Below are 23,689 nucleotides of genomic sequence, written 5' to 3' on the forward strand. Positions count from 1 at the left end.
AAGCGAAGGACCGATCTGCATCTGCAGGTCGGTTTTTCTTTAAAAAAACAGTTAGAAAAATGATGTCAGTATAAGTTCTTTTAAGAAAAACAACAAGAAAATGAAATAAAGCTTGTCTTTTTTAAAAGTACATGTTATATTAATATCTGTCGAAACGTTATATCATCGCGGGGTGGAGCAGTCTGGTAGCTCGTTGGGCTCATAACCCAAAGGTCGTCGGTTCAAATCCGGCCCCCGCAACCAATTTTTATAATTCAAATCCGAAACGTTTATCGTCGCGGGGTGGAGCAGTCTGGTAGCTCGTTGGGCTCATAACCCAAAGGTCGTCGGTTCAAATCCGGCCCCCGCAACCAATTTTAAACTTAACTTCAACTTTACTACGAAACGTTCAGCGTTTCGTATTTTTTTTTGCCTTTTTTGTTCGGTACAATGGAGTAAGAGAAAAGGAGGAGGGACATCGATGATGGAACTTGAAATGACGAGTCTTGAACAAACGACGACGCTTGCCGTTGAACTGGGCCACCGTGCCTTTAAAGGAATGGTCGTGACACTGGATGGTGACTTGGGAGCAGGAAAGACGACGTTTACACAAGGGTTTGCGAAAGGGCTTGGGGTAACACGCAACGTCAACAGTCCCACGTTTACAATCATGAAAGTTTATGCCGGACGACTACCGCTCTATCATATGGACGTGTATCGTCTCGAAGGCGGCGATGATATTGGTCTTGAAGAATATTTAAATGGAGACGGTGTCGCGGTCGTCGAATGGTCGGAACTGATTGCCGACGTCCTTCCGCCAGAACGTCTTGCGATTACGATCGAACGGACAGGTGATGATTCACGCCGTTTTCGTTTGGAACCGATCGGTGAGCAGTACATCCAATTATGTGAGGGGTTAAACCAATGAAAATCGTAGCGATTGATACATCGACGAAACAACTGTCTGTTGCGTTATCGGACGGACAACAGATTTTGGCAGAAGCCTCTTATGTGACGTCTTTGAACCATGCGACAAAACTGATGCCGCTGCTCGAACGGATGATGCAGGAAGTCAACTGGTCGCCGCAGGATTTAACCCGTATCGTCATCGCCGACGGTCCCGGCTCTTATACCGGTCTCCGAATCGGGGCAACGACAGCTAAGACACTGGCTTATACGCTAGGAATCGATTTAGTGCCGGTCTCGACACTTGAGTTAATGGCAGCTTCAGCAGGGGCAACCGGACGGATTTTAGCAATTCAGGATGCCCGCCGTGGAACCGGATTCGTCGGTTTCTATGAAGAGGGGCAATTGGTCGGCGAAGAACAGCATACGGTCGTCGCTGAATTCGTCAAAACGCTTCCGGAAGATACGAAAATGACAGGTGATACAGATAAGTTCGTCACGGAACTTGAACCGTTTACGATCGTGAACGCGGCCTTCCGTTCACCGCGGGCAGGTGTCCTTGCGTTGCTTGGTGCTGCACGTGAACCGGTTGAAACCCATGCATTTGAGCCGCGTTACTTACGTCTCGCGGAAGCAGAAGCAAAATGGATTGAGGCACAACGTCATGACTAATGTCTCCGTTCGGAAAATGACGGTTATGGATGCACCGGGTGTGCATGCCGTGGAACTCGAATCTTTTGCGACACCGTGGACGCTGGAATCATTCATTGCGGAGATGACACAAAATCCGAATGCGTATTATCTGGTCGCAGAGACGGATGAAATCATTGGATTCGCAGGGCTCTGGCACATTGCTGATGAAGGCCATATCACGAACGTCGCCGTTAAACAAAAGGCACGTGGACGTGGAACCGGTGAGACATTGCTGGTTGCGTTAATTGAACAAGCCAGACAATTAGGATTACGGGCGATGACGCTTGAAGTACGTGTATCGAATACACCGGCACGGACACTGTATGAGAAACTGGGCTTTTTATATGCCGGAACGAGAAAACGGTATTATCAAGATAATAATGAAGATGCAGCCATCTATTGGTTGGAGCTGGAAGGAGACGAGTGATGACACAGCCGTTGATATTAGCCATTGAATCAAGTTGTGACGAGACAGCTGCGGCTGTCGTCCGCGGAGGAACAGACGTCTTATCGAATGTCGTATCTTCCCAAATTGAAAGCCATAAACGTTTTGGAGGAGTGGTCCCGGAAGTCGCATCCCGTCACCATGTGGAACGCATCACGTATGTCATCGATGATGCATTAACGGAAGCCGGTGTCACGATGGATGACATCGATGCGATTGCCGTTACGGAAGGACCCGGTCTTGTCGGTGCATTACTCGTCGGTGTCAGTGCAGCAAAAGCGTTGGCGTTCGCACACAGTAAGCCGCTTCTCGGTGTCCATCACATCGCCGGTCACATCTATGCCAATCGTTTGGAACAAGAGCTCCACTTTCCTCTCGTCTGCTTGATTGCATCCGGTGGACATACAGAATTGATTTACATGCCGGAAGACGGCATGTATGAAGTCATCGGTGAAACCCGGGATGATGCAGCGGGAGAAGCCTATGATAAAGTAGCACGGACGTTAAAACTTCCTTATCCCGGCGGTCCCCGGATTGATCAACTGGCGCAAACCGGTCAGGACACATTCCATTTCCCGCGGATTTGGCTCGAGAAAGAGTCGTATGACTTCAGCTTCAGCGGACTCAAATCTTCTGTCATCAATGCCGTTCATAACGCGGAACAACGCGGCGAAGTCATCATTCCGGAAGACTTGGCTGCCAGTTTTCAGGCGAGCGTCGTCGAAGTGCTTGTTACGAAAGCGATCCGTGCCGTTAAGGAAAAGGGCGGCAAACAGTTGCTTGTTGCGGGTGGCGTCGCGGCCAACCGCGGACTGCGGGCAGGATTGACGGAAGCCTGTTCACGTGAAGGCATCGAGTTGGTCATTCCGCCGATGCACTTATGCGGTGATAATGCCGCGATGATTGGAGCGGCAGCGATTCACCCTTACCGGGCAGGCCGCCAATCGACACTTGCCATGAATGCCGAACCTGGGCTAGATTTAAAGTAAGGAATTCGAAAGACATGGGGGAAAAATGGAATGAAAAAAGTCATCATCGTGTTATTAGGTGTACTTGTCATTGTCGCAATCGGCTTACAGATTCGTGAAATCGTCAATGCTTATCAAATCGCTTATAAAGAAGAGCTTGTCCCTGATAAAAAGGCGGTCGAGACGAATACGAAGCAAAAGCCACTGTATGAAATCGGTCGTGCGGAAGGTGAAAAGACACGGATTGAAAAGCTGTACGCCTTTGATCAAACTGTCGATGGCGAGCTGAAGAATGTTGTGATTGTCGACCGGAAGTATGGTTTGACGAACAAAGCGAGTGATGACTTCTTTATGATTGAACCGGGAAAACCGGCAACCGAACAGGAGAAAAAATCATTCCAACCGATGATCGATCGTCTGGATGGACAGCAGGTTCAGGCGGAAGTCATCTCAAAACACCAGGTCGTGGCCAGTGAAAACAATAAAAAACGAACGTTGACGCTGTATAAAGTGTTTTATAAAGATACCGACCAAAAAGAATACCTGTTCTTTATTGAAAAAGACGGCGGCTTGAAGCTGGATCTCTTCAAAAAAGGCTACTCACGTCTGTCTAATTATTAAATGAAAAGCGATGTTCACCTAGAGTCTAGGTCAACATCGCTTTTTTCATTTCCATTCCAGCAAGCCGGTTAGATCATCATAAATACTGTCCGGATCAAGATTCAATTCTTCGACCGGCAGACCCGATCGGTTGATCCAGGCTGTCCGGAAACCGAAACTTTTAGCGCCGGTAATGTCCCAGCCGTTCGACGACATGAACAGGATTTCTTCCCGTTTGAGACCTAACGTATTGAGCGCATGCATGTAAGAAGCCGGTGTCGGCTTATACTGTTTAATGTCATCCACACTGATGATGTGATTAAACCGTCCGGCGAGACCAGACTGTTCAATCAATGGATCAAGCATATCGTGGGAACCGTTTGAGAAGACAGCCAGTTGTTTATCACTCATCTGCTCTAAGACGGCATCGACTTCCGGATAATGATCGAGTTTTAAATAAACTTCCATCAAGGCGGCAATGTTTTCTTCCGTGACGTGGAGCTTCAGTTGCAGTAAAGCATAACGGAGTGCATCACGCGTCACTTGACTGAACGGGACGTACTGGCCGTTCAACTGACGTAAGAATGAATACTCCAGCTGTTTTTGACGCCAGGCCTGGCTGATGGCTTCGCCGTGCTCCGGATAGAGTTCTTCTGCTTTGACTTTAACGGAGTGGACATCAAACAATGTACCGTAGACATCAAAGACCAGTGCTTTAATCGGTTGTGTCATGTTAATCACCTTTCTGAGTTACACGTTATCTGTATCTAGTTCCCGAAAACAGCATTAGCTGAAACGCACATTCCAAAAATGGTAAACGCGTAAGACGTGTCGAAATCGGGAATTGCATAAAGAAGCACAGTTCATAGCAAAAGACAGGAGATATGTCATGACACGTAAGCAGCAAATCATCAGGATTCTAGTGCTTGTTCTTTTAATAGGCGGACTGATCTGGTTCAGCCGTTCCTATCTCAACCTCAGTCCAACCGATATCAAAGACTGGATCTTATCATTCGGGATGTGGGCGCCGATTCTGTATATCTTGCTTTATACGGTTCGTCCGCTGATTTTCTTTCCGGCATCCGTCCTGTCAATCACAGGCGGTCTTGCGTTTGGTGCCTGGCTCGGGACGCTGTACACTGTCATCGGAGCCACGCTCGGAGCCGTCGTTGCTTTTTTAGTCGCGCGAAAGCTTGGAAACAGACTGATCAAACAAAAGGAACAGGCAGGAAAAATCGAACAGATTCAACAGCAACTTGAAAAAAACGGATTTATCTACGTTCTGATTTTCCGGCTGTTGCCAATCTTCAACTTCGATTTGATCAGCTATGCTGCCGGGCTGTCGAAAGTCCGCTTGTTATCTTTTTTCCTCGCAACGTTGCTTGGAATCATTCCCGGTACGTTTGCCTATAATTTTTTAGGCAGCAGCATCGTCTCGAAGGATCCGCAACTCATCATCGGTGCGATTGTCGTCTTTCTTGTCTTGACGATTGTTCCTTGGTATCTCCAAAAACGCTGGAAAGCAAAAAAGAACCTCGGCTGAAGTCGAGGTTCTTTCCTGTTAAGCGTGAAGCCGTTGTGCCCGGACGAAAAATTCATTCGCGAACGTACGACAAGTGGCTTGTTTCTCGGGTGTATCCGGATCAAACTCAATCTTCAACCCGGGGACGACGATCGTCGCGCCGGCAGATGCAAGCGTCTGTTCCAATGTATCGACGGCTGCACAGTATTTAGGATAATCCAAGTCGCCTGAGCCAAAGGCGGCAGCAGCTAAGCCGTTTAACGTACTTTCCCCCAACTCGTCGACGAAGTCTTCCGCTTCGTATGGCAAATCACCGTCCCCCCATGTGTAGGAGCCGAGTAGAACGGCATCATACTGAGAAAAATCGGACGGGTATAACTGATCGAGCTCTTGTATATGAACCGTACAGCCCTTGCGCTCGAGTTCCGACTGCAAGATCTGCACGATGTCTTCCGTGTTGCCGGACATGCTGACAAAACCGATCATGATGTTCATCTGAATCATCCTTTCTCCAAGACATGAACATCTTCAGTTTAATTGATAATCGTTCTCAATGCAAAAGAAGAAATAAAAAAAGGCTCTCCACACGATCGGGAGAGTCTTTTTTGTGTCAGTCTTGGAGCTCGGCCCATTCTTCGATTGAACGAATGACAGGTTCAAGCTGACGACCTTTGTCAGTCAAACTGTATTGAATTTTAATCGGACGTTCCGGAATGACGGTCCGGATGACAATACCTTCCGCCTCAAGTTCCTTCATGCGCTCCGTTAACATACGACCAGATAACTCCGGAATCGCATCTTGAATTTCGTTGAAACGACAGGTCTTCGTCATGAGATGACGTAAAATCAAGCCCGTCCACTTCTTGCCCAAAATTTCAAAGGCATGTTCGACTTTCGGACAAAGGGCAGTCGGAATCAATGTCTCTTCCATCAGCACTCATCCTTTCTATAGTGTTAGTATACCCACTTTAACATCAAAATACGAATTATTTTACTTAAAGTAATAAAATAAACAAAAACAAATCTGTTTACTTTTAGTAAGTGATGATTTATAGTCATATTTAGGTTACGAAAAGTAATTAAAAAACATTAAGTATAAGGGAGTTTGATGAAGATGATGGATTTAGGATTATTTCTTATTCGATTGGTGATTGGATTAACATTTGCAGCACACGGGACACAAAAATTGTTTGGCTGGTTCGGCGGGCATGGGATTGCAGGGACCGGCGGCTGGTTCGAATCAATCGGGATGAAGCCGGGTAAAACGCTTGCGCTTGCGGCAGGACTCGTGGAATTGGTCGGTGGTTTACTATTTGCCGGTGGATTATTCTTATGGTTTGCGGCAGCACTGATTATCGGATCGATGCTCGTTGCAATCATCAAGGTGCACGGGCAAAATGGTTACTGGGTGACACAGAACGGGTACGAATATAACATGGCACTGATCGTCATCGCCCTTGGCGTCGCCTTGATTGGTGCCGGAGATTATTCACTCGCAGCCATGCTCGGGTGATCAGAGAAAGCGGGTAGAAAGATGAAGTTTGATGCACAGTCACTCAGTCCAAAAGAAAATTATAAATTGTTGATCGGGAGTATCATCCCGAGACCGATTGCCTTTGTCACGACGAAAGGAGCGGACGGAACGGTCAATGCCGCCCCGTTTTCCTTCTTCACGGTCGCTTCAAGCCATCCGCCGCAACTGTTGATTGCCGTTCAAAAGACGGAGCAGGGCGAAAAAGACACCGCTAAAAATATCTTGTTGAATAAAGAATATGTCATCCATATCGTCAGTGAAGAGATTGTCGAAGCCGTCAATGAAACGGCAGCACCGCTTGCTTACGGGGAAAGTGAACTGAAGCGGACGAATCTGACGCTGATTGACAGCGATCTGATTGATGTCCCGGCAGTCGCGGAAGCAAAAATCCGGTTTGAGTTGAAGCTGACGCAACACATTGAACTGGAGGCAGCTGATTTATTGATCGGCGAAGTCATCCGGTATCATGTCGCAGATGAACTCGAGGAGTCGTTCCGGATTGATGCGGATGGTTTAAAAGCAATTGCCCGTCTTGCCGGTAATGATTATGCGAAAATCGGTGAGGTCTTCACAATTGCCCGTCCGACGAAATGAACTCAAGTCATACCAAATAGACGAGGAAAGCAGACATCGAATCTGCTTCTCTCGTCTATTTTTTGCTTACTCCATGTTATGGCGTTTACTGTACTGGAAACCGTCGAGCAGATAAAACAGGACGGCGAGCGCCCAAATCCCGACACAGCTGATCAAAAAGGCCACCAACGGGGAGACGGCACCGTAATACATGATGATCATCGGATCATTCAGTTCGACGAACGACTGAATCGTCAGCAACGTGCAGATCAGACCGGATAATAAACTGATGAACAGTCCGCTCCAGGTCTGAATGACAAGACCAATCATACAGGAAATCAGGATAAACAACGGGTAAACGGCATTAAACGCATCCGGACGAATGAAAGCCGAGACGTAGTCCGCATACATCGGAACGAAGTAGAGGACACCGGACAATAGTCCTTGGATCAGATTGATCAGATAACTTTTCGAGCGCATCAGTGGAACGACTCCCACTGTTCCATCAAATCAAGCAAGTCGACATCAATCTGATCGCGCTCTGCCGAAAGGGCGGTCGCTTTCGGAATATCATTAAAGACTTCCGGTTCGCACAACAACTGTTCGATTTCGACCGACCGGTTTTCTAACCGTTCAATTTCTTGTTCGAGCTGCTCGAGTTGCTGTTTCTTTTTGCGTGCTTCTTTTTGCGCTTCCTTGTCAATCGTCTTCGTCGAAGCGACTTTGATTGCTTTCGCTTCTTCCGCTTCAAGACGGGCGATTTCTTCTTTCTCGGCTTTTTTCTCCATGTAATAGGAGTAGTCGCCGAGGTAATCGGTCACACCGTCTGTACTCATCTCGATGACACGTGTCGCGACACGGTCGATGAAGTAGCGGTCGTGGGAGACGAACAGTAACGTTCCTTCGTAATCGACGAGTGCATTTTCGAGGACCATTTTCGAATCAAGATCCAGGTGGTTCGTCGGCTCATCGAGCACAAGCAGATTCGTTTTCCGTAACTTCAGCTTCGCGAGCGCCAGACGTCCGCGTTCACCGCCCGACAATTCATGGACGAGCTTGAAGACATCATCGCCGCTGAAGAGGAACTGCCCGAGCACGGACCGGACTTCCTGTTCGCGCATCAACGGCCATTCGTTCCAGATCTCATCGATAACCCGGTTGCGATCATTCAGTTCCGCCTGCTCCTGATCGTAGTAGCCGATCGAGACGCCGGTTCCGAACCGGTAGTCCCCGAATAACGGTTTCAGACGACCGACAAGCACTTTCAGTAACGTCGATTTGCCGATTCCGTTTGGTCCGACAAGCGCAAGGGATTCCGCACGCTGCAGCCGGAAGGTGATGTTTTTCGAGACGGCTTGTTCGTAGCCAACGGCGAGTTGATTGACCTGCAGGACATCATTCCCACTCTGCTTTTCAATCGGGAACGACAGAACCGTACTGCGTTCGTCGCCATCCGGACGGTCGATCCGGTCGACTTTTTCGAGACGCTTGCGGACACTTTGCGCCCGTTTCGTCGTCGTCGCCCGGGCGATGTTACGCTGGATGAAGTCCTGCATCTTCGCAAGTTCTTCCTGCTGCTGTTCGAACTGTTTCATTTCCTGTTCGTAGAGTGCCGCTTTTTGTTCAAGATACTTCGTATAGTTGCCGGTGAATTTCCGCGACACGTTCCGGGACAATTCATAGACGACGTTGACGACTTGATCGAGGAAATAGCGGTCATGGGAAACGATCAGGACAGCACCACGGTAACCGGACAGGTAGCTTTCGAGCCAGGACAACGTATCGATGTCGAGGTGATTGGTCGGCTCATCGAGAATCAACAGTTCCGGAGCTTGCAGCAACATCTTCGCGAGGGCAAGCCGGGTCCGCTGTCCACCGGAAAGCGTCTGAATCCGGCGGGAATAATCGTCCGGATAAAAACGCATCCCGTGTAAGACGGAGCGGATGTTGGCTTCGAACTGATAGCCGCCGGCTTCCGAGAAGTCGTGTTGCGCTTGATCGTATGTTTTCAGGAGACGGTCATAGGCAGTCGGATCATTTAATATGTGCTCCATGCCCATTTCGATTTCCATCCGGCGAAGCGCCCGTTCCTGATCCTGCAGATGCTCAAAGACGGTCAGCATCTCGTTCCAAATCGATTCGTTCGACTCGAGTCCGCTGTCCTGCGCAAGATAACCAATCCGGACTTCCTTGCTTTTCATGATCTCGCCCGAGTCATGTGACAGTTCGCCGGCGATGATTTTTAAAAGTGTCGATTTTCCGGCACCGTTTCGTCCGACGAGGGCAATCCGGTCCCGTTCCTGTACTTCGAGTTTAATATTGTCTAAAATCGGCTCGACGCCGAATGATTTTGAGAGTTGGTTTACTTGTAAGAGAATCATATCCATCCATCCTTCCACCCTTTAGTCTATCACGAAAAATCCTGCCGAATATAATATTTGTTACTCTATGTGAAGTGGTTTACAATCAAGGAGAGTAGAATTCTTTGCATTGATTTGGGTGCCACGTCAGAACGTGGCCGAAGGGGGAACTGCAGTATGAATGGGCCAGATACAAAAATACCACAAGCAACGGCGAAACGACTGCCGTTATATTATCGTTTTATCCAGAGTCTCTATAACTCCGGCAAGCTGCGCGTCTCGTCAGCAGAGCTCAGCGAAGCGGTCAAAGTCGACTCCGCGACGATCCGTCGTGACTTTTCCTACTTTGGGGCGTTAGGGAAAAAAGGGTACGGTTATAATGTTCAACATTTGTTAACATTTTTCCGAAAGACACTCAACCAAGACGAGGTCACGAATGTCGCCTTAATCGGGGTCGGACATCTCGGAACAGCGTTTGCAAATTATAACTTTTTAAAGAATAATAGTACTCGTATCGTCATCGCGTTTGACGCCGATGAGGACAAGGTCGGGACGACAACGCAGGACGTTCCGATTTATCACGTGTCGGATATGAAAGAACAAATCAAAGCGAACCATGTCGATGTCGCCATCTTGACGGTACCGTCTCAGTTCGCACAGTCAGTAGCGGATGAGTTAGTTGAGTACGGTGTGACCGGCATTTTGAACTTTACACCGGCCCGGTTGAATGTACCGGCCCACGTCCGGGTGCATCACATCGATCTGTCAATCGAGCTGCAGTCGCTCGTCTATTTCATGAAGCATTATTCGCAATCAGCTGAAGGAGTGAAATCATAATGGAAAACCTTATTCCGTTAACGGTCGGATTCATTGGGCCAGGAAGCATCGCCTTGATTGGTGTCGTCGCCCTCATCATCTTCGGACCGAAGAAATTACCGGAACTCGGCCGCGCTGCCGGTCAAACGTTAAAAGAGTTCAAGAGTGCGACACACGGAATCATGGATGATGATAAAGACAAAAAGGACGAAACGAAAGAGAAGTGAGTGAATCATGGCGATCGATCAAGAACAGAGTGTGACATCGCACTTAGATGAACTGCGTAAGCGGATCGTCTGGTCGCTCATCATCGTAGTGGTCATGTTTATCGCAGCCTTTCCGCTCGTCCGGCCGCTCGTCCGTTTCTTACAGGCCGACCTCAAGGAACTCGGAATCGGCTTAAATGCGTTTAACGTCGTTGATCCGTTGATGTTATATCTGAATCTTGCGTTCATCATCGCAATCGTCTTGGCGTCCCCGTTTTGGATGTACCAGCTTTGGGCCTTCATCCGTCCCGGTCTGCACGACCAAGAACAAAAAGCGACGTTGACGTACATTCCCGTGACGTTTTTCTTATTCCTTGCGGGTGTTTCGTTTTCTTATTTTTGGCTGTTGCCGTTTTTACTGGAAGTATCAACGGAACTCGGACAAGAGCTTGGGATTGAACAGGTCATCGGGGTCGAAAACTATTTCAGTTTCCTGATCCGGTTGACGATTCCGTTTGGTCTGTTGTTCCAGTTACCGGTCGTGACGATGTTTTTGACACGGCTCGGACTCGTGACGCCGTTCTTCATGCGGAAGAATCGGAAGTATGCATATTTTGCGCTGTTCGTGATCGCGGCGTTGATCTCACCGCCCGACATCACATCGCATTTGATGATTTCTGTTCCGCTGTTCGTCCTGTATGAAATCAGTATCATCATCTCGGCACGGACGTATAAAAAAGTGCTGATCCTGGAGCAACAGGCGGAACTGGAACGACAGGCAGATTTGATGCGTGAGTTAAACAAATAACGGAAGATTCTCCTTTGCCGGTAAGGTGAGGGAGATTTTTTTGTAAGCGGTCTAATTTTATATTGAAAAAGTGAACAGCAATGGGTATACTCATTATAGAAACACACGGGGGCTTAGCTCAGCTGGGAGAGCGTTTGGCTGGCAGCCAAAAGGTCGTCGGTTCGAGCCCGATAGTCTCCATATCGTTTTACTTGAAAACCTTTGGGCAACCAGGGGTTTTTTTGTGTCTTCAGAAAAACGGTCTCTTTTGACAAAAAGGTAAATGAAGGATGTTAACTGATTGATATACCATAAACCAACAATTATTTTTAAAATACTCCAAATTTAAATTGTATATTAAGCAAAAGTTAATTAAACTAAAAATACAGAATTTTCGTTTAATATGTTTTGTGCCACATTACATTTTTGGAAAAGAGGAAAAAGAATGAAGAAAAAGAAGATTGCTCTGATGGCAGCTGCCCTCATGACATCTTCCAGCCTAGTTCATGCTGAGGGACACGTGTCATCACAAAAAGTGGATGTACAAAAGCCACAAGCACTCTCACTGAAAAAAGCGGGTCAGGAAAAGTCATACAGCCAAAACGAAAAAGTACGGATTGTCGTCGAACTCGATCAAAAAGCCGCGATTGAACATGCGCAGGCACAAAATAAACGTTACAGCACGTTAAGCAACACGGAAAAAATCATTCTTAAGAATCAAATCGTCAATAAACAAAAAGAAGTCAAAGCAGCAATTGCCCAAAAAGACATTGCTGTTTCCTATAAAGAAAGCTTCACGACCGTCCTGAACGGGTTCAGCGGTGAAGTTAAATACGGTGAAATCAAAGAGTTGAAAAAGTTAAGCGGCATCAAGGCCGTACATATCGCACATGAGTATGCGCGTCCGGAAGTCGAAAAAGGCGCGACACCAAACATGTTGCACAGTAAAGATATGGTCAATGCAAAAGAAACATGGCAGGACTATGGCTATAAAGGTGAAGGAACGATCGTAGCCGTCATCGATACAGGAATCGATCCGACGCACAAGGACATGGTCCTCAGTCCGGAGACGAAAGTTGATTTGACGTCGTCAAAGGTCGAAGGCTTCAAAGCGTCAAAAGGATTAAAAGGAAACTACTTTACGGAAAAAGTCCCGTACGGTTACAACTATGCCGATCATGACAGTGAGATCCGTGACCTCGGACCAGGTGCTTCGATGCACGGAATGCACGTTGCCGGTACAGTCGGTGCCAACGGCGATGAAACGAACGGCGGGATCAAAGGGGTGGCACCGGAGACACAACTGCTTGCGATGAAAGTATTCGGCAATGATCCGGGGATGCCGTCGACATTCAGTGATATCTACATCAAAGCGATCGATGATGCAATTGCGCTCGGCGCAGATGTCATCAACATGAGTCTTGGTTCAACGGCCTCGTTCGTCCAAAAAGATGATCCGGAACAAAAAGCGATCGTTAATGCGATGAACAACGGGATTTTATGTGCGATTTCGGCCGGAAACTCGGCATTTGCCGGAAGCGGTGCCGGAAATCCATATGCATCGAATCCGGATGTCGGTGTCGTCGGTTCGCCGGGACTGATCAGCGAATCGCTGCAAGTCGCATCGGTTGAAAACACACAGCTGACACTCGAAGGTATGGCATTAACGGTTGACGGACAGGATGCCGGTTACCTGGCCTACCAAAAACAAGATTCACCGAACCCGATTGCGGTCTTCGATAAAGAGAAAATGGATGTCGTGTATGTCGGTGACGGCAGTGAACCGAACTATGCGGACAAAGACGTCAAAGATAAAGTCGTCTTCGTCGTCCGAAACGGTAACTTTAACTACGCGATGATTCAAGCGGAAGCTGAAAAACAAGGAGCAGCCGGCGTCATCGTTCGCGGTCGTGTCGAACACGGCGATTACGTCAGCATGGCGCTCAATAAACCGACGATTCCACTCGTCTCGTTGAGCATCGCAGACGGTAACGAGCTCGAAGCGAAAGCCAAAGCTGGCAAGGCGTTGACAGTGACGTTTGACGGGAAAGCGGTCTCGACACCAAACCCGGTCGCCGGAGAAATGTCTGATTTCACCTCATGGGGTGTGACACCGAACCTTGATTTCAAACCGGAAATCACGGCACCGGGCGGAAAAATCTACTCCACTCTCAACGCCAACGAATATGGCGTCATGAGCGGGACTTCGATGGCAGCACCACACGTCGCCGGCGGAACAGCACTCGTCATGCAACGGATCGACAAGGACTTTAAAGTCAGCGGCGCGACACGCGTTAAACTCGCGAAGACCATTTTGATGAACACGTCTCGTCCGCAACTCGATAAAGGAAAATACAATGCGGAAGCGAAGACCGGCAACTACTACTCACCACGTCGTGAGGGAGCGGGACTGATGGACTTGCGTGCGGCGATGAAAACACCGGTCGTCGTAACGGAAACAAAATCGGGCGAAGGAAAAGCCGCCTTGAAACAAGTCGGCGACAAGTTCAGCTTTACGCTCGACTTGAAGAACTACAGCAATGAAAAACTGACGTACAAACTGGCTGGAACGGTCCAATCGGATCTCGCCGTCCAAGATCAAAATTTCCTGGAAGCGAACGGTATCTTTAAAAAAGGAACAGTTGATGCGGTCGATGCCAATAAAGGCACGTTCCCGATTTCCTTCACGGTCGGCTCGAAGAAAGCAAGTTCAGTCGCGATTAACGCGAAGAGCACGACAAAAGTCAACGTTACGGTTGATTTAAAAGATACAGTCGATTGGGCAAACGGTGTACCGCTTGAAACCATCTTCGAAAACGGCTACTTCGTCGAAGGATTCGTCCGTCTGATCGATACAAAGAGCAAAAATCCTGAGTTGACAGTTCCGTATGTCGGCTTCAAAGGAGCATGGGACAAAGCACCAATCGTCGATGCACCGGTGTATGATGAAAACACGTTCTACGGCGTCACAGGTCTTGCGACAGAAGTGAAGGATAACTTCAACTTCCTCGGAACGAATGCTGCAGGCGACGTCGTTAAAGAAAAAGTCTCGTTCTCACCGAACGGGGACGGCAGTGCCGATGAGGCCTTCCCGGTCCTGTCGTTCTTACGGAACGCGAAAAAGGTCGAGTACTCGATTCTTGACCGCAACAAAACAACACTCCGTAAACTGGAAACGCAGTCAGACGTCATCAAAAACTATTATGACGGCGGATCGGAAGACGGTTACACACCGGTGACGAATGCGGCGTGGGATGGAACGGTCAACGGTGCAAAAGCCAAAGATGGTCTGTACTACTATCAGGTCAAATCAGTCGTCGATTATCCGAATGCGAAATGGCAGACGGCGTTATTCCCGATCTACATTGATACAAAAGTTCCGGCAGCAACCGTTAAATGGGATGCTGACAAAAAAGCAGTTTCTTGGACAGCCGGTGACCAAGGAACAGGTGTCGCTTCATTCGATATCCTGGTCGACGGAAAAAGTGTCTTGAAACAGCCGCTTGCTCCATCTGCTAAAAACTACACGCTGACGGATCTGCCAAGCCGCGCAAAAGTCACGTTCGTCGTAACGGATTATGCGGGCAACAGCGTGAAGAAAAACGTCAACACTTCAGGTGTCGATAAAGCCGTTCCGAGTGTCCAGATCGATACACCGGAAGCACTCGGCTTAACGACATCACAACAAGTGACGGTTTCAGGAAACGTCGCGGATGAGTCCGGCATCAAATCATTCAAAATTAACGGAAAAGCCGTTAAATTACGCTGGGATGCGGTTCAACAACACTATGCATTCAACCATGACATCACGTATACGACAGATGGTGTGAAGTCGTTTAAAGTCGAAGCCTATGATGGAAAAGGCAATCGTGTTGCCTTCAGCCGTCAAGTCATCATCGACTCGGAGCGTCCGACGATCCGCGTGACAGCACCAAAAACGGTTTCAAGCAAAACGAAAACAGCGAAGATGACGATTGTCCTGCGCGATAATTACGATGAGTTACGCTTTGATCTGAATGGCAACGCCGAATACCGCCGTTCGTTCAAGGAGCCATACGAAATGCGCGCCTTTAAGAAAACGATCAACAAGACCGTTACCTTGAAAAAAGGTCAAAACGTCTACAACTTGAAATTAAAAGATCTAGGCGGCCATGTCGTCGAGAAGAAAGTCGTCATCACGAAGAAGTAAGGATTTGAAAGCAGTGTTGGTCCCGGTGGACGTTCGCCGGAATCGACACTGTTTTTTTTGCAGTGTGTTACAGATAGGCTTTCGGTGTTTATCAAGTTCCGGGAAGGGGAAATTTCTTTATAGGTTATTTTTGAGGGGGAACTCCTATGAATCCATTTACTACACTCATTGCCTTCATCGTCGGCTGTCTGGTTCTGTATCTCGGAATTCGGGATAAGAACGGTTGGTTGATTGGTGTCGCAATGATTCCGCTCGCCATCGTTGCATACAGTGTCATCTATCTAATCATCCAGGTCTCGGCCTAGAAACTTCTTTTTGGAAGTTTCTTTTTTTTTGAAACATAATTGGTAAAATGTAAGTATATGACAGTGAAGAACAAACGAAAGGAACGTGCCCGAATGGAAACTGTAACGGTTCAACAAACCGAATTAAAGGCGCTATATCAACACATGCATCAACGAACGACCACTAAATTATGGGGTGTCTTGGCTCTGTTCTTATTCGTCAGCAATATGATCGAACGACCGTTGCTTGCCTTAATCATTCCGATTCTGTATTTCATATATGATGTCGTGATGCAACGCCGGCGTTTTCAAATCGTTGCCCGTCACACGTCAAAAAAATCAGCAGACCGTCTGTTCCGTCTGCATGTCGGCGTCGGCCTGCTTCAATACGGAGCGCTGGCTGCGTTGATTGTTCTCACGGCTAATCGTTCGAGCACGGTCTTTTTGCTCGGACTGTGTCTTGGCGTCATCCCGTTTTACTGGCTCTGCCGACGTTTCTTGACGTACCGCTCCAAACAGATTGATCCGACCTATATCAGCGAAACAGAGATTCAGCAAGGATAAAGGAGGAAAGCCGGATGCAAACGGCACGGGACGAACGGTTACACGAACTGACGCTTGCTTATATCGACAAGAGTCAACTGCAAAAGAACGTCTGGGTGATGGCGGCAGTAGCGGCGACGCTCGGCATTTTTTCGGAAACGATGGATTCAGCCCTTTACTTCGGTCTGTTGCCGCTTGTCTATCTGATTTTTGATCTTCCGTTTCAGCTGGAAAAACGCAGGATTTTAGAACGGTATCTCTCCAAAGATCAGGTCATGACACAATCGATGCTGTGGCTCGGAATTCAGATTGTGTTATATGGTGCGTTGCTTATGGTCATGCTTGAGACAAACAATCTCGGCTGGTGGAAGACGGCCTTTTGGATGGCGTTGATTCTGGTGCCACTTTATTTTTCGACCGATTGGCTGTTTAAGAAAATGGCACGGTCAGGCGATCCCGACTTCGTCAGTGATCAGGAAGTGCATAAGCACATGAAGGATCTGGAAGAATGACATCTAAAGGAGAGAACATCATGCGTACGGCACGGGATGAACGGTTACATGAGTTAACACTGGCTTATATGGAGAAAGACCTTTTAGGAACGAAGTGGTTATGGACAGTTCTACTTTTGATGGGTATCGGGATTTTAATGACCTGGTTTGATTCGGTTCTGTTGACGCTGTTATTTCCGGCTGCTTTCCTTGGATCCAATCTTCGTTATCAAGTCAAAAAACGCCAGATTCTTGAATCGTACATCGGTGAAGAACGGGCAACCAGACAATGGCGGTTTTGGCTTATCCAAAACGTAGTGTTATGTGTTACTTTTGCAATCCTTTTAATACAGACGATGGATATGTCGTTTTGGCAGATGTGGGGATTGATTCTGATTATCCTGCTCCCGATTTATCTGGTTTCGGAATGGTGGTTTAAAAAACGTATTCGGCGCGATGATCCGGATTTTGTCAGTGATCAGGAAGTGTACAAAAATGTGTAAAGTAGGAGCGAAAATCAAATGAACACACTGCTTGAAAAAAATACACGGTTAAACTTGCTTGGACCGCCGCTCAAAAAACTTCAACATCTGACGCCGGTTCCGGTTTTAGTGTTTGCCTTAATCGGCTGGTTCATCCCGGATTTTTGGAAAACGGGACTGTTTACGTTATTTGCGGTTACGGTACTTTGTCTCGTAGGCGTCGTCCGCGAAATCATGCGTCTGCGGATTTTAAAACAACGTCTGTCTGTTGAGTTGTATCAACAGACCGTTTTAAAGGTCGGTCGGGCTTCGATGATCGGCTATCTTGTCCCTATCATTTTATTCTATGCAGGAATGATCTTTCCCCAGTATTCAAGTGTTTCTTTCACCCTGATTCTGTTCTGGGTCTTTGCGATTACAGTATATGTCTCTCGATTAAACACGATAGCGAAACAGCTTGATCCCGCGTTCGTGACGATGCGGGAAGTCGAGCAGTACCGGAAAAGAGGTTAATTAGGTAGAGAGGGGAGCATGTTATGGAAGAGAGTACACAGCAACGAAAACAAGACTATCTGCGCTTCACAAAACGCGCCCGGCGTGTTCAGACGGTATTTTTTCTGCTCGTTTTGATCATCTTTTTGTTTCTGGCAGATGATTTAAACTTCGCTGAAGCCTCGATGCATTACTTTTTACTGATTCCCGTCCTCGGCTACCAATGGACGGTCCGCTTCTTGAAGTACTGTTATTTCACGAAACGTTTTGACCGGATGGAAGTCTGGGATCATCTCGGGTTGCCGTACATCGTCATTACGATTACCGAGCTTCTACTTGTCGTGGCGTCCCAGTTCTTGATTCCATATGTGTCGCGACCAACGCTGATTGGACCGATTCTGGTCTTTTTACTATCCGTCTTGTCACTCGACCGTCTCGTCGATTCCCGGATCAAACGACTCGATCCGACGCATTTATCAGAACGCGAGCTGATTCTCGCGGAACGGGAAACACGGCGCGTTAAATATTGAATGATGTAAAAAAATGATACGATACGCAAAAACAACAGCAGCGAGGGGAAGTTGAAATCCCTCTCGCTGCTGTTGTTTTTTAACGAAATGATTTGTGATTCACGAGACTCCTACAGGAGAAAGCGCAAGGTAACTTGCGCTGTCAGAGACAAACAAGACCCGCTTTCCTGCTCAAATGGGCAGGAAAACTGGCTTGTGTCTCGCCTGAGGAAAGCGAGTGAAACCAAAAATCATTTCTTATTGGTTGATCAGTGTTCTTACTTTTTCAGAAGGAGATAGATAAAGTACGGAGCGCCGATCAGCGCAACGACGATTCCGGCAGGTACGCCGTCCGGACCGGCAATGTTGCGTCCGATTGTATCGGCTAAGACGAGCAAAAATCCGCCGATCAACAGCGCAATCGGTAAGAACCATTGATGGCGGGGACCGACGAGCGCACGGGCGATGTGCGGCGCCATCAAACCGATGAAGGAAATACCACCGGTGACGGAGACGGCGGACGCAGCTAAGGCAACCGCCGTCAGCAACAGTTGAATCCGTTCCTTTTCAATCGATACGCCGACACCGATCGCAACCGGTTCATTTAAGGCGAGCAGATTGAGCTTATTCGCTTTATAGAGTGTAAACGGAATCAGGACGATCAGCCATGGCAGTAAGGCATAAACAAACGTCCAGTCCGTGCCCCAAATGTTACCGGCGAGCCACTTGGCGATGAAGTCGACCTTTTCGCGTTTCGTCGATGAAATTAGAATGACCATGATGCCGGACAACGCCATTGAGAAGCCGACACCGGTCAAAATCAACCGGATTGGTTGCAAGCCGCGATTCCGGTCATACGACAGCGCATAAATGGCCACGGCCGTCACTAAAGCACCTAAGAATGCAGCAACCGGCAATCCGTAGATGAATGAGCCGACATCTACCGGAAAGTAGAGGAAGAAAATCGCAACCGCGACCCCGGCTCCCGTATTGATGCCGATGATTCCGGGGTCGGCCAGTTCATTTCGGGTGATGCCCTGCAAAATCGAACCGGACAAGGCGAGTGCCATTCCGGCAAGTAACGTGATGATAATCCGCGGCAGACGAAGCGAGAACAGGACAAAGTCTTCTTTAAAGGAGCCCTGACCAAACAGTGTCGGTAACAGACGGTCGTAGGAGACGGACGCCGGACCAAGACCGATGCTGACGATGATCGTTCCGAGCAGTAACAGACTTAATAATAAAAAGATCAAGCGTTGACGACGGCGTAAACGGGTTTCCATCATGAGAATGCGTGACCTCCTTTACGGACAATCAATAAGAAGAACGGCAGTCCGAGCATCGAGACGATGGCAACGACCGGTGTCTCGTACGGTGCGAACAGCGTCCGGCCGATCGTATCGGCGAGCAGCATGAACGTCGCTCCGAACACAGTCGTCATCGGCAGAATAAACCGGTAATCGGTGCCGACGATGGCGCGGACGATATGCGGAATCATCAGACCGATGAAGGCCATGTTGCCGACCAACGCGACGGCAGCACCGGCAAGCAGGATGACGACGACGTACAAAACGGCTTTGATCCGGGTGATGTTTTGACCAAGTCCAAGCGCGACTTCTTCCGACAGGCTGAGAATCGTCAATTGCCGTGAGAAAATCATCGCAATCAATGTACCGATGATGATGACCGGCGTGATCGCCTGCAACTGTCCCCATGTCGTCCCGACGAGACCGCCTGACGTCCACTGCGACACGTCCTGAGCAATCTTAAAGTAAATGCCGATTCCTTCCGCGATCGCATACAGGAAGGCGGAAATCGCGGAGCCGGCAAGTACGATCCGAAGCGGCGAAAAGCCGCCTTTTCGGGAAGCACCGATGCCGAAGACGAGTGCAGCGCCAAGGGCTGCCCCGAGGAAACAGGCGAGCATGATGCCGTAATAGTTGATGCCGGGAATGAAGACGATTGCCAAGGCAAGGGTCGCATTGGCACCGGCTGTTAGACCGAGCAGACCGGGATCCGCCAACGGATTTCGGGTCATCGCCTGCATGATCGCACCGGAGATGCCGAGTGCGGCCCCGACGAGAATCGCTGCCAGTTCACGTGGCAGCCGGATTTCCTGAATGATTTTTGCTTTATCGTTAAGCGGACCAAACGTCAAGGCGTTCCAGACTTCGCGGATCGTCGTATCAGCAGCACCAAACGTCATCGACAGCCAAAACATGATGACGAACAGAATGAGTCCGAATGAAATTTTTAAGCCAAAAGGTAGTCGAGCGGATGACAAAGGTATCGCCTCCAGTTTGTATGAATCCAAAAAAGGAGGGAGCGATGAGGCTCCCTCCTTTAGTATACGTTACGCGCCAAGGAAACTTTTCTTGAAGAATTCGAGTTGACGTTCCAATGTGAGTGGATCGTTGAAGTAGAACTCTTTTGAATCAACTTCGAAGACGTGGTTGTTCTTAACGGCGGGGATATTTTTGTATGTGTCCGTTTCTGTGAACGAGTTATCCGCTTCTGCTGTCTTGCTGAAGATCAGGTAATCGCCTGCATATTCAGGTAAGACTTCCGGTGATAACGCGTAGTAGCCGTCTTTTAACGCCATCTCTGTGACTTTTTTCGGCATTTTCAATTTCATCTCTTGGTAGAGGATTTCTGTGCCGCGGCCCCAGTTGTCGCCGAAGACGTAGAGCTGTTTGTCGAAGCTTTCGATGACGGAAACCGTTTTGTCTTCACCGATTTTGGCTTTGATTTCTTTTCCGGCGTCCGCAGCACGTGTTTTGAAGTCTTTGACCCAGTCGCGTGCTTCCTGCTCTTTGTTGAGCAATTTACCGATTTCGATGTGTTGTGTCAAATAGTCGACTTTTCCGTATGTGTATGTGACGGTCGGTGCGATTTTTTTGAATTTATCGATGTTTTTCGTCGTGTTGTAGCCGATGATGAGATCCGGCTCGAGTTCGATGACTTTCTCAACGTTCTCTTCTGAAACTTCTTTGACGTTTTTCAAATCAAACTTCGGATTTGATTTAGACCATGAGTCGACACCGACGAGCGGGACATCGAGTGCCATGACGTTTCCGGCAAAACCGGCGAGGACGACGACACGTTTCGGATTCGCCGGTACTTCGACGTCTCCGGTTTCGGATTTATAAGTAATCGTTTCTTTTTTTGTATCAGCGGATGACGTCTCTTCTTTTTTCTCCGTGTTGCCACAGGCGGCAATCACAAGCGTTAACAATAAAAGAACCGGTAATAACAATTTTTTCATGACTTCAATCTCCCTTAATTAAGTTGTAGGTGACGCACATCGGTTTGTTCGTGCGCGGATCACGACCGATTTCGGCATCGATATGGAATACATCTTTGAGGACGTCTTTTGAGATGACTTCCTCACACGTTCCGGCTTTGACGACTTCACCGTCTTTCATGGCGATGATGTAATCGGCGAAACGTGCCGCTTGATTCAAATCATGTAACACCATCACAATCGTTCGTCCTTCTGTCCGGTTGAGATGTTCGAGCAACTCGAGGACTTCGAGCTGATGGGCGAGATCGAGATAGGTCGTCGGTTCATCGAGGAAGATGATGTCCGTTTCCTGCGCGAGTGCCATCGCAATCCAGACCCGTTGCCGCTGACCACCGGACAGGGCATCGACCGGACGATGTTTAAACGCCATCGTATCTGTTGCTTCGAGTGCCCAGTCGATAATCTCGTAATCGTGTTTTGTCAGACGACCAAAACCTTTTTGATAAGGAAAGCGACCGTATGAGACAAGCTCTGCGACCGTCAGACCACTTGCGCTTTCCGGTGTCTGTGGCAGGATAGCCATTTTCCGGGCAAGCAGTTTCGTACTTTCCTTCGCGATATCGAGACCATCGAGCAACGCACGCCCCGATTGGTGGGGAATGATTCGGGTCATCGCTTTTAATAAAGTCGATTTTCCGCATCCGTTCGCTCCGATGATCGTTGTGATTTGTCGATCGGGAATCTGGACCGTCAAGTCTTTGACGATGGTACGATCTCCGTAACCGATGCTGATTTCTTCCGTAGCTAGACGTACCATACGCACAGACTCCTTTTCGCTTAAAGCTGTTTTCATTGATAATGATTATCACTATCGTCCACCTAACCATACCAGTTCCATAAAAACGCTGTCAACATTTTTTCTTGTCTTCAAGAGATGTTCACGTTATCATTGGGAATGAGAATGATAATCAGTCGTATCGAATCGTGAGGGAGTGAACGAGATGGAACAGCAGGAATTGTTCGATGTAACGGTAATTGGTGGAGGCCCGGCCGGGTTATACTCTACTTTCTATAGTGGACTACGCGGAATGAAGACGAAATTAATCGAATACCAGGCAGAACTGGGTGGAAAGATTCACGTCTATCCAGAAAAAATGATTTGGGACGTCGGGGGTCAGCCGCCTATTACCGGTGCAAAGCTGATGGAACAGCTGGTCGAACAAGGACTGACATTTAATCCGACCGTTCATTTGAACGAAAAAATTATCTCGATCACGAAAGATGTGTTTGGCAACTTCGTCCTCGAAGCAGAGTCGGGGACCGTCCATTATTCGAAAACGGTCATCGTTGCCGTTGGCGGCGGAATCCTCAACCCGCAGAAGCTGAAAATCGAAGGCGCTGAACGCTATGAAGTGTCGAACTTGAACTATACCGTCAAATCAATTGAACGGTTTAAGGATAAGATCGTCATTATTTCCGGCGGAGGGAACTCGGCAATCGATTGGGCAAACGAGCTCGAACCGGTCGCGAAAAAAGTTTATGTCACGTACCGGAAAGACTGCTTCACGGGGCACGAGGCGCAAGTTGAACAGCTCGTCAACAGCTCGGCTGTTTGTCTGCTCAATACGACGATCCATAAGCTGATTGCAAGCGACGATCATCACCGGATTGCCTCGGTCGAATTGATCGATTGTGCAACAAGCGAGACGGTAGCGCTTGAGATTGATGAAGTCATCATCAACCATGGCTATGAGCAGGATGCCGAGTTGCTGGCGAACTGCGATCTTGAGTTGCAACAGGTCGACGATTTTTATATCGCCGGAACAGCATCAAGTGAGTCGAATGTTCCCGGATTATATGCAGCGGGTGACATTCTGTCGCACGACGGCAAAGTCCATCTCATCTCGGGTGCGTTTCAGGATGCAGCGAACGCCGTCAACCGGGCGAAGAAGTTTATTGAACCGGAGGCACCGAAAGTCGCGATGGTATCGTCCCATAATGAAGTTTTTAAAAAGCGGAATCGGGAACTGATTCAGGAAATGGTCAATCAAAACCGTTGAGAATAA

The 23,689-nt window shown here is 48.3% G+C and carries 28 protein-coding genes and 3 tRNA genes; 22 read left to right on the forward strand and 9 right to left on the reverse strand.

Annotated elements, in window-relative coordinates; translation table 11 throughout:
* Nucleotides 1-166: 166 nt before the first annotated feature.
* The 7 genes from DVG79_RS13775 to DVG79_RS13805 all read left to right on the forward strand — a co-directional run bounded on the left by DVG79_RS13775 (nucleotide 167) and on the right by DVG79_RS13805 (nucleotide 3,612).
* A tRNA-Met gene (locus DVG79_RS13775) sits at nucleotides 167-243 on the forward strand.
* Nucleotides 244-276: 33 nt separating this feature from the next.
* Nucleotides 277-353 (forward strand) — tRNA-Met (locus DVG79_RS13780).
* A gap of 107 nt (nucleotides 354-460) precedes the next feature.
* Nucleotides 461-907 carry a tRNA (adenosine(37)-N6)-threonylcarbamoyltransferase complex ATPase subunit type 1 TsaE gene (gene tsaE / locus DVG79_RS13785; protein ID WP_114597242.1) on the forward strand — a complete coding sequence of 149 codons (447 nt, stop codon included), beginning with the start codon at nucleotides 461-463 and terminating at the stop codon, nucleotides 905-907.
* Entirely contained in the window at nucleotides 904-1,557 is a 654-nt protein-coding gene (gene tsaB, locus DVG79_RS13790; protein WP_114597243.1) for a tRNA (adenosine(37)-N6)-threonylcarbamoyltransferase complex dimerization subunit type 1 TsaB, read from the forward strand. Before tsaE ends, tsaB begins: the two co-directional genes overlap by 4 nt.
* Nucleotides 1,550-2,005 (forward strand): ribosomal protein S18-alanine N-acetyltransferase, encoded by a 456-nt coding sequence (rimI, locus tag DVG79_RS13795; protein WP_114597244.1) that lies wholly within the window; start codon nucleotides 1,550-1,552, stop codon nucleotides 2,003-2,005. Before tsaB ends, rimI begins: the two co-directional genes overlap by 8 nt.
* Nucleotides 2,005-3,012 carry a tRNA (adenosine(37)-N6)-threonylcarbamoyltransferase complex transferase subunit TsaD gene (gene tsaD, locus DVG79_RS13800; RefSeq protein WP_114597245.1) on the forward strand — a complete coding sequence of 336 codons (1,008 nt, stop codon included), beginning with the start codon at nucleotides 2,005-2,007 and terminating at the stop codon, nucleotides 3,010-3,012. Before rimI ends, tsaD begins: the two co-directional genes overlap by 1 nt.
* 30 nt (nucleotides 3,013-3,042) lie before the next feature.
* Nucleotides 3,043-3,612 carry a hypothetical protein gene (locus DVG79_RS13805; RefSeq protein ID WP_114597246.1) on the forward strand — a complete coding sequence of 190 codons (570 nt, stop codon included), beginning with the start codon at nucleotides 3,043-3,045 and terminating at the stop codon, nucleotides 3,610-3,612.
* Nucleotides 3,613-3,657: 45 nt separating this feature from the next.
* On the opposite strand, the gene DVG79_RS13810 is transcribed toward DVG79_RS13805, so the two are convergent.
* Nucleotides 3,658-4,323 (reverse strand): haloacid dehalogenase type II, encoded by a 666-nt coding sequence (locus tag DVG79_RS13810; RefSeq protein ID WP_114597247.1) that lies wholly within the window; start codon nucleotides 4,321-4,323, stop codon nucleotides 3,658-3,660.
* Nucleotides 4,324-4,480: 157 nt separating this feature from the next.
* Between DVG79_RS13810 and DVG79_RS13815 the strand changes: the two genes are divergently transcribed.
* Nucleotides 4,481-5,134: a TVP38/TMEM64 family protein gene (locus tag DVG79_RS13815; RefSeq protein WP_114597248.1), complete on the forward strand. Its 654-nt coding sequence runs from the start codon at nucleotides 4,481-4,483 to the stop codon at nucleotides 5,132-5,134.
* Between the two features lie 18 nt (nucleotides 5,135-5,152).
* Here DVG79_RS13815 and DVG79_RS13820 read toward each other — a convergent pair whose 3' ends face one another.
* Both DVG79_RS13820 and DVG79_RS13825 read right to left on the reverse strand, forming a co-directional pair.
* Nucleotides 5,153-5,608: a flavodoxin gene (locus tag DVG79_RS13820; protein WP_369835275.1), complete on the reverse strand. Its 456-nt coding sequence runs from the start codon at nucleotides 5,606-5,608 to the stop codon at nucleotides 5,153-5,155.
* A gap of 115 nt (nucleotides 5,609-5,723) precedes the next feature.
* Nucleotides 5,724-6,044 carry a winged helix-turn-helix transcriptional regulator gene (locus DVG79_RS13825; protein ID WP_012371654.1) on the reverse strand — a complete coding sequence of 107 codons (321 nt, stop codon included), beginning with the start codon at nucleotides 6,042-6,044 and terminating at the stop codon, nucleotides 5,724-5,726.
* A 183-nt stretch (nucleotides 6,045-6,227) separates the two neighbouring features.
* On the opposite strand from DVG79_RS13825, the gene DVG79_RS13830 reads away from it, so the two are divergent.
* Both DVG79_RS13830 and DVG79_RS13835 read left to right on the forward strand, forming a co-directional pair.
* Nucleotides 6,228-6,626 carry a DoxX family protein gene (locus tag DVG79_RS13830; protein ID WP_114597250.1) on the forward strand — a complete coding sequence of 133 codons (399 nt, stop codon included), beginning with the start codon at nucleotides 6,228-6,230 and terminating at the stop codon, nucleotides 6,624-6,626.
* Nucleotides 6,627-6,647: 21 nt separating this feature from the next.
* The gene (locus DVG79_RS13835; RefSeq protein WP_114597251.1) at nucleotides 6,648-7,241 is read left to right on the forward strand and encodes a flavin reductase family protein; all 594 of its coding nucleotides are present in this window, start codon (nucleotides 6,648-6,650) and stop codon (nucleotides 7,239-7,241) included.
* 66 nt (nucleotides 7,242-7,307) lie between these two features.
* Here DVG79_RS13835 and DVG79_RS13840 read toward each other — a convergent pair whose 3' ends face one another.
* Both DVG79_RS13840 and DVG79_RS13845 read right to left on the reverse strand, forming a co-directional pair.
* Nucleotides 7,308-7,700: a hypothetical protein gene (locus tag DVG79_RS13840; protein WP_051525108.1), complete on the reverse strand. Its 393-nt coding sequence runs from the start codon at nucleotides 7,698-7,700 to the stop codon at nucleotides 7,308-7,310.
* Nucleotides 7,700-9,601: an ABC-F family ATP-binding cassette domain-containing protein gene (locus DVG79_RS13845; protein ID WP_114597252.1), complete on the reverse strand. Its 1,902-nt coding sequence runs from the start codon at nucleotides 9,599-9,601 to the stop codon at nucleotides 7,700-7,702. The genes DVG79_RS13840 and DVG79_RS13845 overlap by 1 nt, the downstream gene beginning before the upstream one ends.
* Nucleotides 9,602-9,757: 156 nt before the next feature.
* On the opposite strand from DVG79_RS13845, the gene DVG79_RS13850 reads away from it, so the two are divergent.
* The 11 genes from DVG79_RS13850 to DVG79_RS13895 all read left to right on the forward strand — a co-directional run bounded on the left by DVG79_RS13850 (nucleotide 9,758) and on the right by DVG79_RS13895 (nucleotide 18,400).
* Nucleotides 9,758-10,417 carry a redox-sensing transcriptional repressor Rex gene (locus DVG79_RS13850; protein WP_012371649.1) on the forward strand — a complete coding sequence of 220 codons (660 nt, stop codon included), beginning with the start codon at nucleotides 9,758-9,760 and terminating at the stop codon, nucleotides 10,415-10,417.
* Complete coding sequence (locus DVG79_RS13855; protein ID WP_012371648.1) at nucleotides 10,417-10,623, forward strand: twin-arginine translocase TatA/TatE family subunit; 207 nt, start codon at nucleotides 10,417-10,419, stop codon at nucleotides 10,621-10,623. Before DVG79_RS13850 ends, DVG79_RS13855 begins: the two co-directional genes overlap by 1 nt.
* Nucleotides 10,624-10,630: 7 nt before the next feature.
* Nucleotides 10,631-11,410: a twin-arginine translocase subunit TatC gene (gene tatC / locus DVG79_RS13860; RefSeq protein WP_114597253.1), complete on the forward strand. Its 780-nt coding sequence runs from the start codon at nucleotides 10,631-10,633 to the stop codon at nucleotides 11,408-11,410.
* Nucleotides 11,411-11,517: 107 nt separating this feature from the next.
* Nucleotides 11,518-11,590: transfer RNA gene (locus tag DVG79_RS13865), tRNA-Ala, on the forward strand.
* A gap of 244 nt (nucleotides 11,591-11,834) precedes the next feature.
* Nucleotides 11,835-15,578, forward strand: a complete 3,744-nt coding sequence (locus DVG79_RS13870; RefSeq protein WP_114597254.1) for a S8 family serine peptidase — start codon at nucleotides 11,835-11,837, stop codon at nucleotides 15,576-15,578.
* Between the two features lie 146 nt (nucleotides 15,579-15,724).
* Nucleotides 15,725-15,883, forward strand: coding sequence for a hypothetical protein (locus tag DVG79_RS16210; RefSeq protein ID WP_014971497.1), 159 nt, complete (start codon nucleotides 15,725-15,727; stop codon nucleotides 15,881-15,883).
* 93 nt (nucleotides 15,884-15,976) lie between these two features.
* A complete protein-coding gene (locus DVG79_RS13875) occupies nucleotides 15,977-16,426 on the forward strand; it encodes a hypothetical protein (protein WP_114597255.1) in 450 nt (149 codons plus the stop codon).
* 14 nt (nucleotides 16,427-16,440) lie between these two features.
* The gene (locus DVG79_RS13880; protein WP_114597256.1) at nucleotides 16,441-16,917 is read left to right on the forward strand and encodes a hypothetical protein; all 477 of its coding nucleotides are present in this window, start codon (nucleotides 16,441-16,443) and stop codon (nucleotides 16,915-16,917) included.
* Nucleotides 16,918-16,937: 20 nt separating this feature from the next.
* A complete protein-coding gene (locus DVG79_RS13885) occupies nucleotides 16,938-17,399 on the forward strand; it encodes a DUF2101 family protein (protein ID WP_114597257.1) in 462 nt (153 codons plus the stop codon).
* Between the two features lie 18 nt (nucleotides 17,400-17,417).
* Entirely contained in the window at nucleotides 17,418-17,891 is a 474-nt protein-coding gene (locus DVG79_RS13890) for a hypothetical protein (RefSeq protein ID WP_114597258.1), read from the forward strand.
* Between the two features lie 23 nt (nucleotides 17,892-17,914).
* Entirely contained in the window at nucleotides 17,915-18,400 is a 486-nt protein-coding gene (locus tag DVG79_RS13895; RefSeq protein ID WP_114597259.1) for a hypothetical protein, read from the forward strand.
* A 257-nt stretch (nucleotides 18,401-18,657) separates the two neighbouring features.
* Here DVG79_RS13895 and DVG79_RS13900 read toward each other — a convergent pair whose 3' ends face one another.
* The 4 genes from DVG79_RS13900 to DVG79_RS13915 form a co-directional block, all read right to left on the reverse strand.
* Nucleotides 18,658-19,665: a FecCD family ABC transporter permease gene (locus DVG79_RS13900; protein ID WP_114597260.1), complete on the reverse strand. Its 1,008-nt coding sequence runs from the start codon at nucleotides 19,663-19,665 to the stop codon at nucleotides 18,658-18,660.
* A complete protein-coding gene (locus DVG79_RS13905; protein ID WP_369835284.1) occupies nucleotides 19,662-20,663 on the reverse strand; it encodes a FecCD family ABC transporter permease in 1,002 nt (333 codons plus the stop codon). The genes DVG79_RS13900 and DVG79_RS13905 overlap by 4 nt, the downstream gene beginning before the upstream one ends.
* A 69-nt stretch (nucleotides 20,664-20,732) precedes the next feature.
* Nucleotides 20,733-21,644 (reverse strand): iron-hydroxamate ABC transporter substrate-binding protein, encoded by a 912-nt coding sequence (locus tag DVG79_RS13910; protein ID WP_114597261.1) that lies wholly within the window; start codon nucleotides 21,642-21,644, stop codon nucleotides 20,733-20,735.
* Nucleotides 21,645-21,648: 4 nt separating this feature from the next.
* Nucleotides 21,649-22,440, reverse strand: coding sequence for an ABC transporter ATP-binding protein (locus DVG79_RS13915; protein ID WP_114597262.1), 792 nt, complete (start codon nucleotides 22,438-22,440; stop codon nucleotides 21,649-21,651).
* 184 nt (nucleotides 22,441-22,624) lie between these two features.
* Here DVG79_RS13915 and DVG79_RS13920 point away from each other — a divergent pair, with 184 nt between their 5' ends.
* Nucleotides 22,625-23,683, forward strand: coding sequence for an NAD(P)/FAD-dependent oxidoreductase (locus tag DVG79_RS13920; RefSeq protein WP_114597263.1), 1,059 nt, complete (start codon nucleotides 22,625-22,627; stop codon nucleotides 23,681-23,683).
* Nucleotides 23,684-23,689: the final 6 nt, after the last annotated feature.

The organism is Exiguobacterium sp. RIT594 (assembly GCF_003339585.1).
Lineage (GTDB): Bacteria > Bacillota > Bacilli > Exiguobacteriales > Exiguobacteriaceae > Exiguobacterium_A.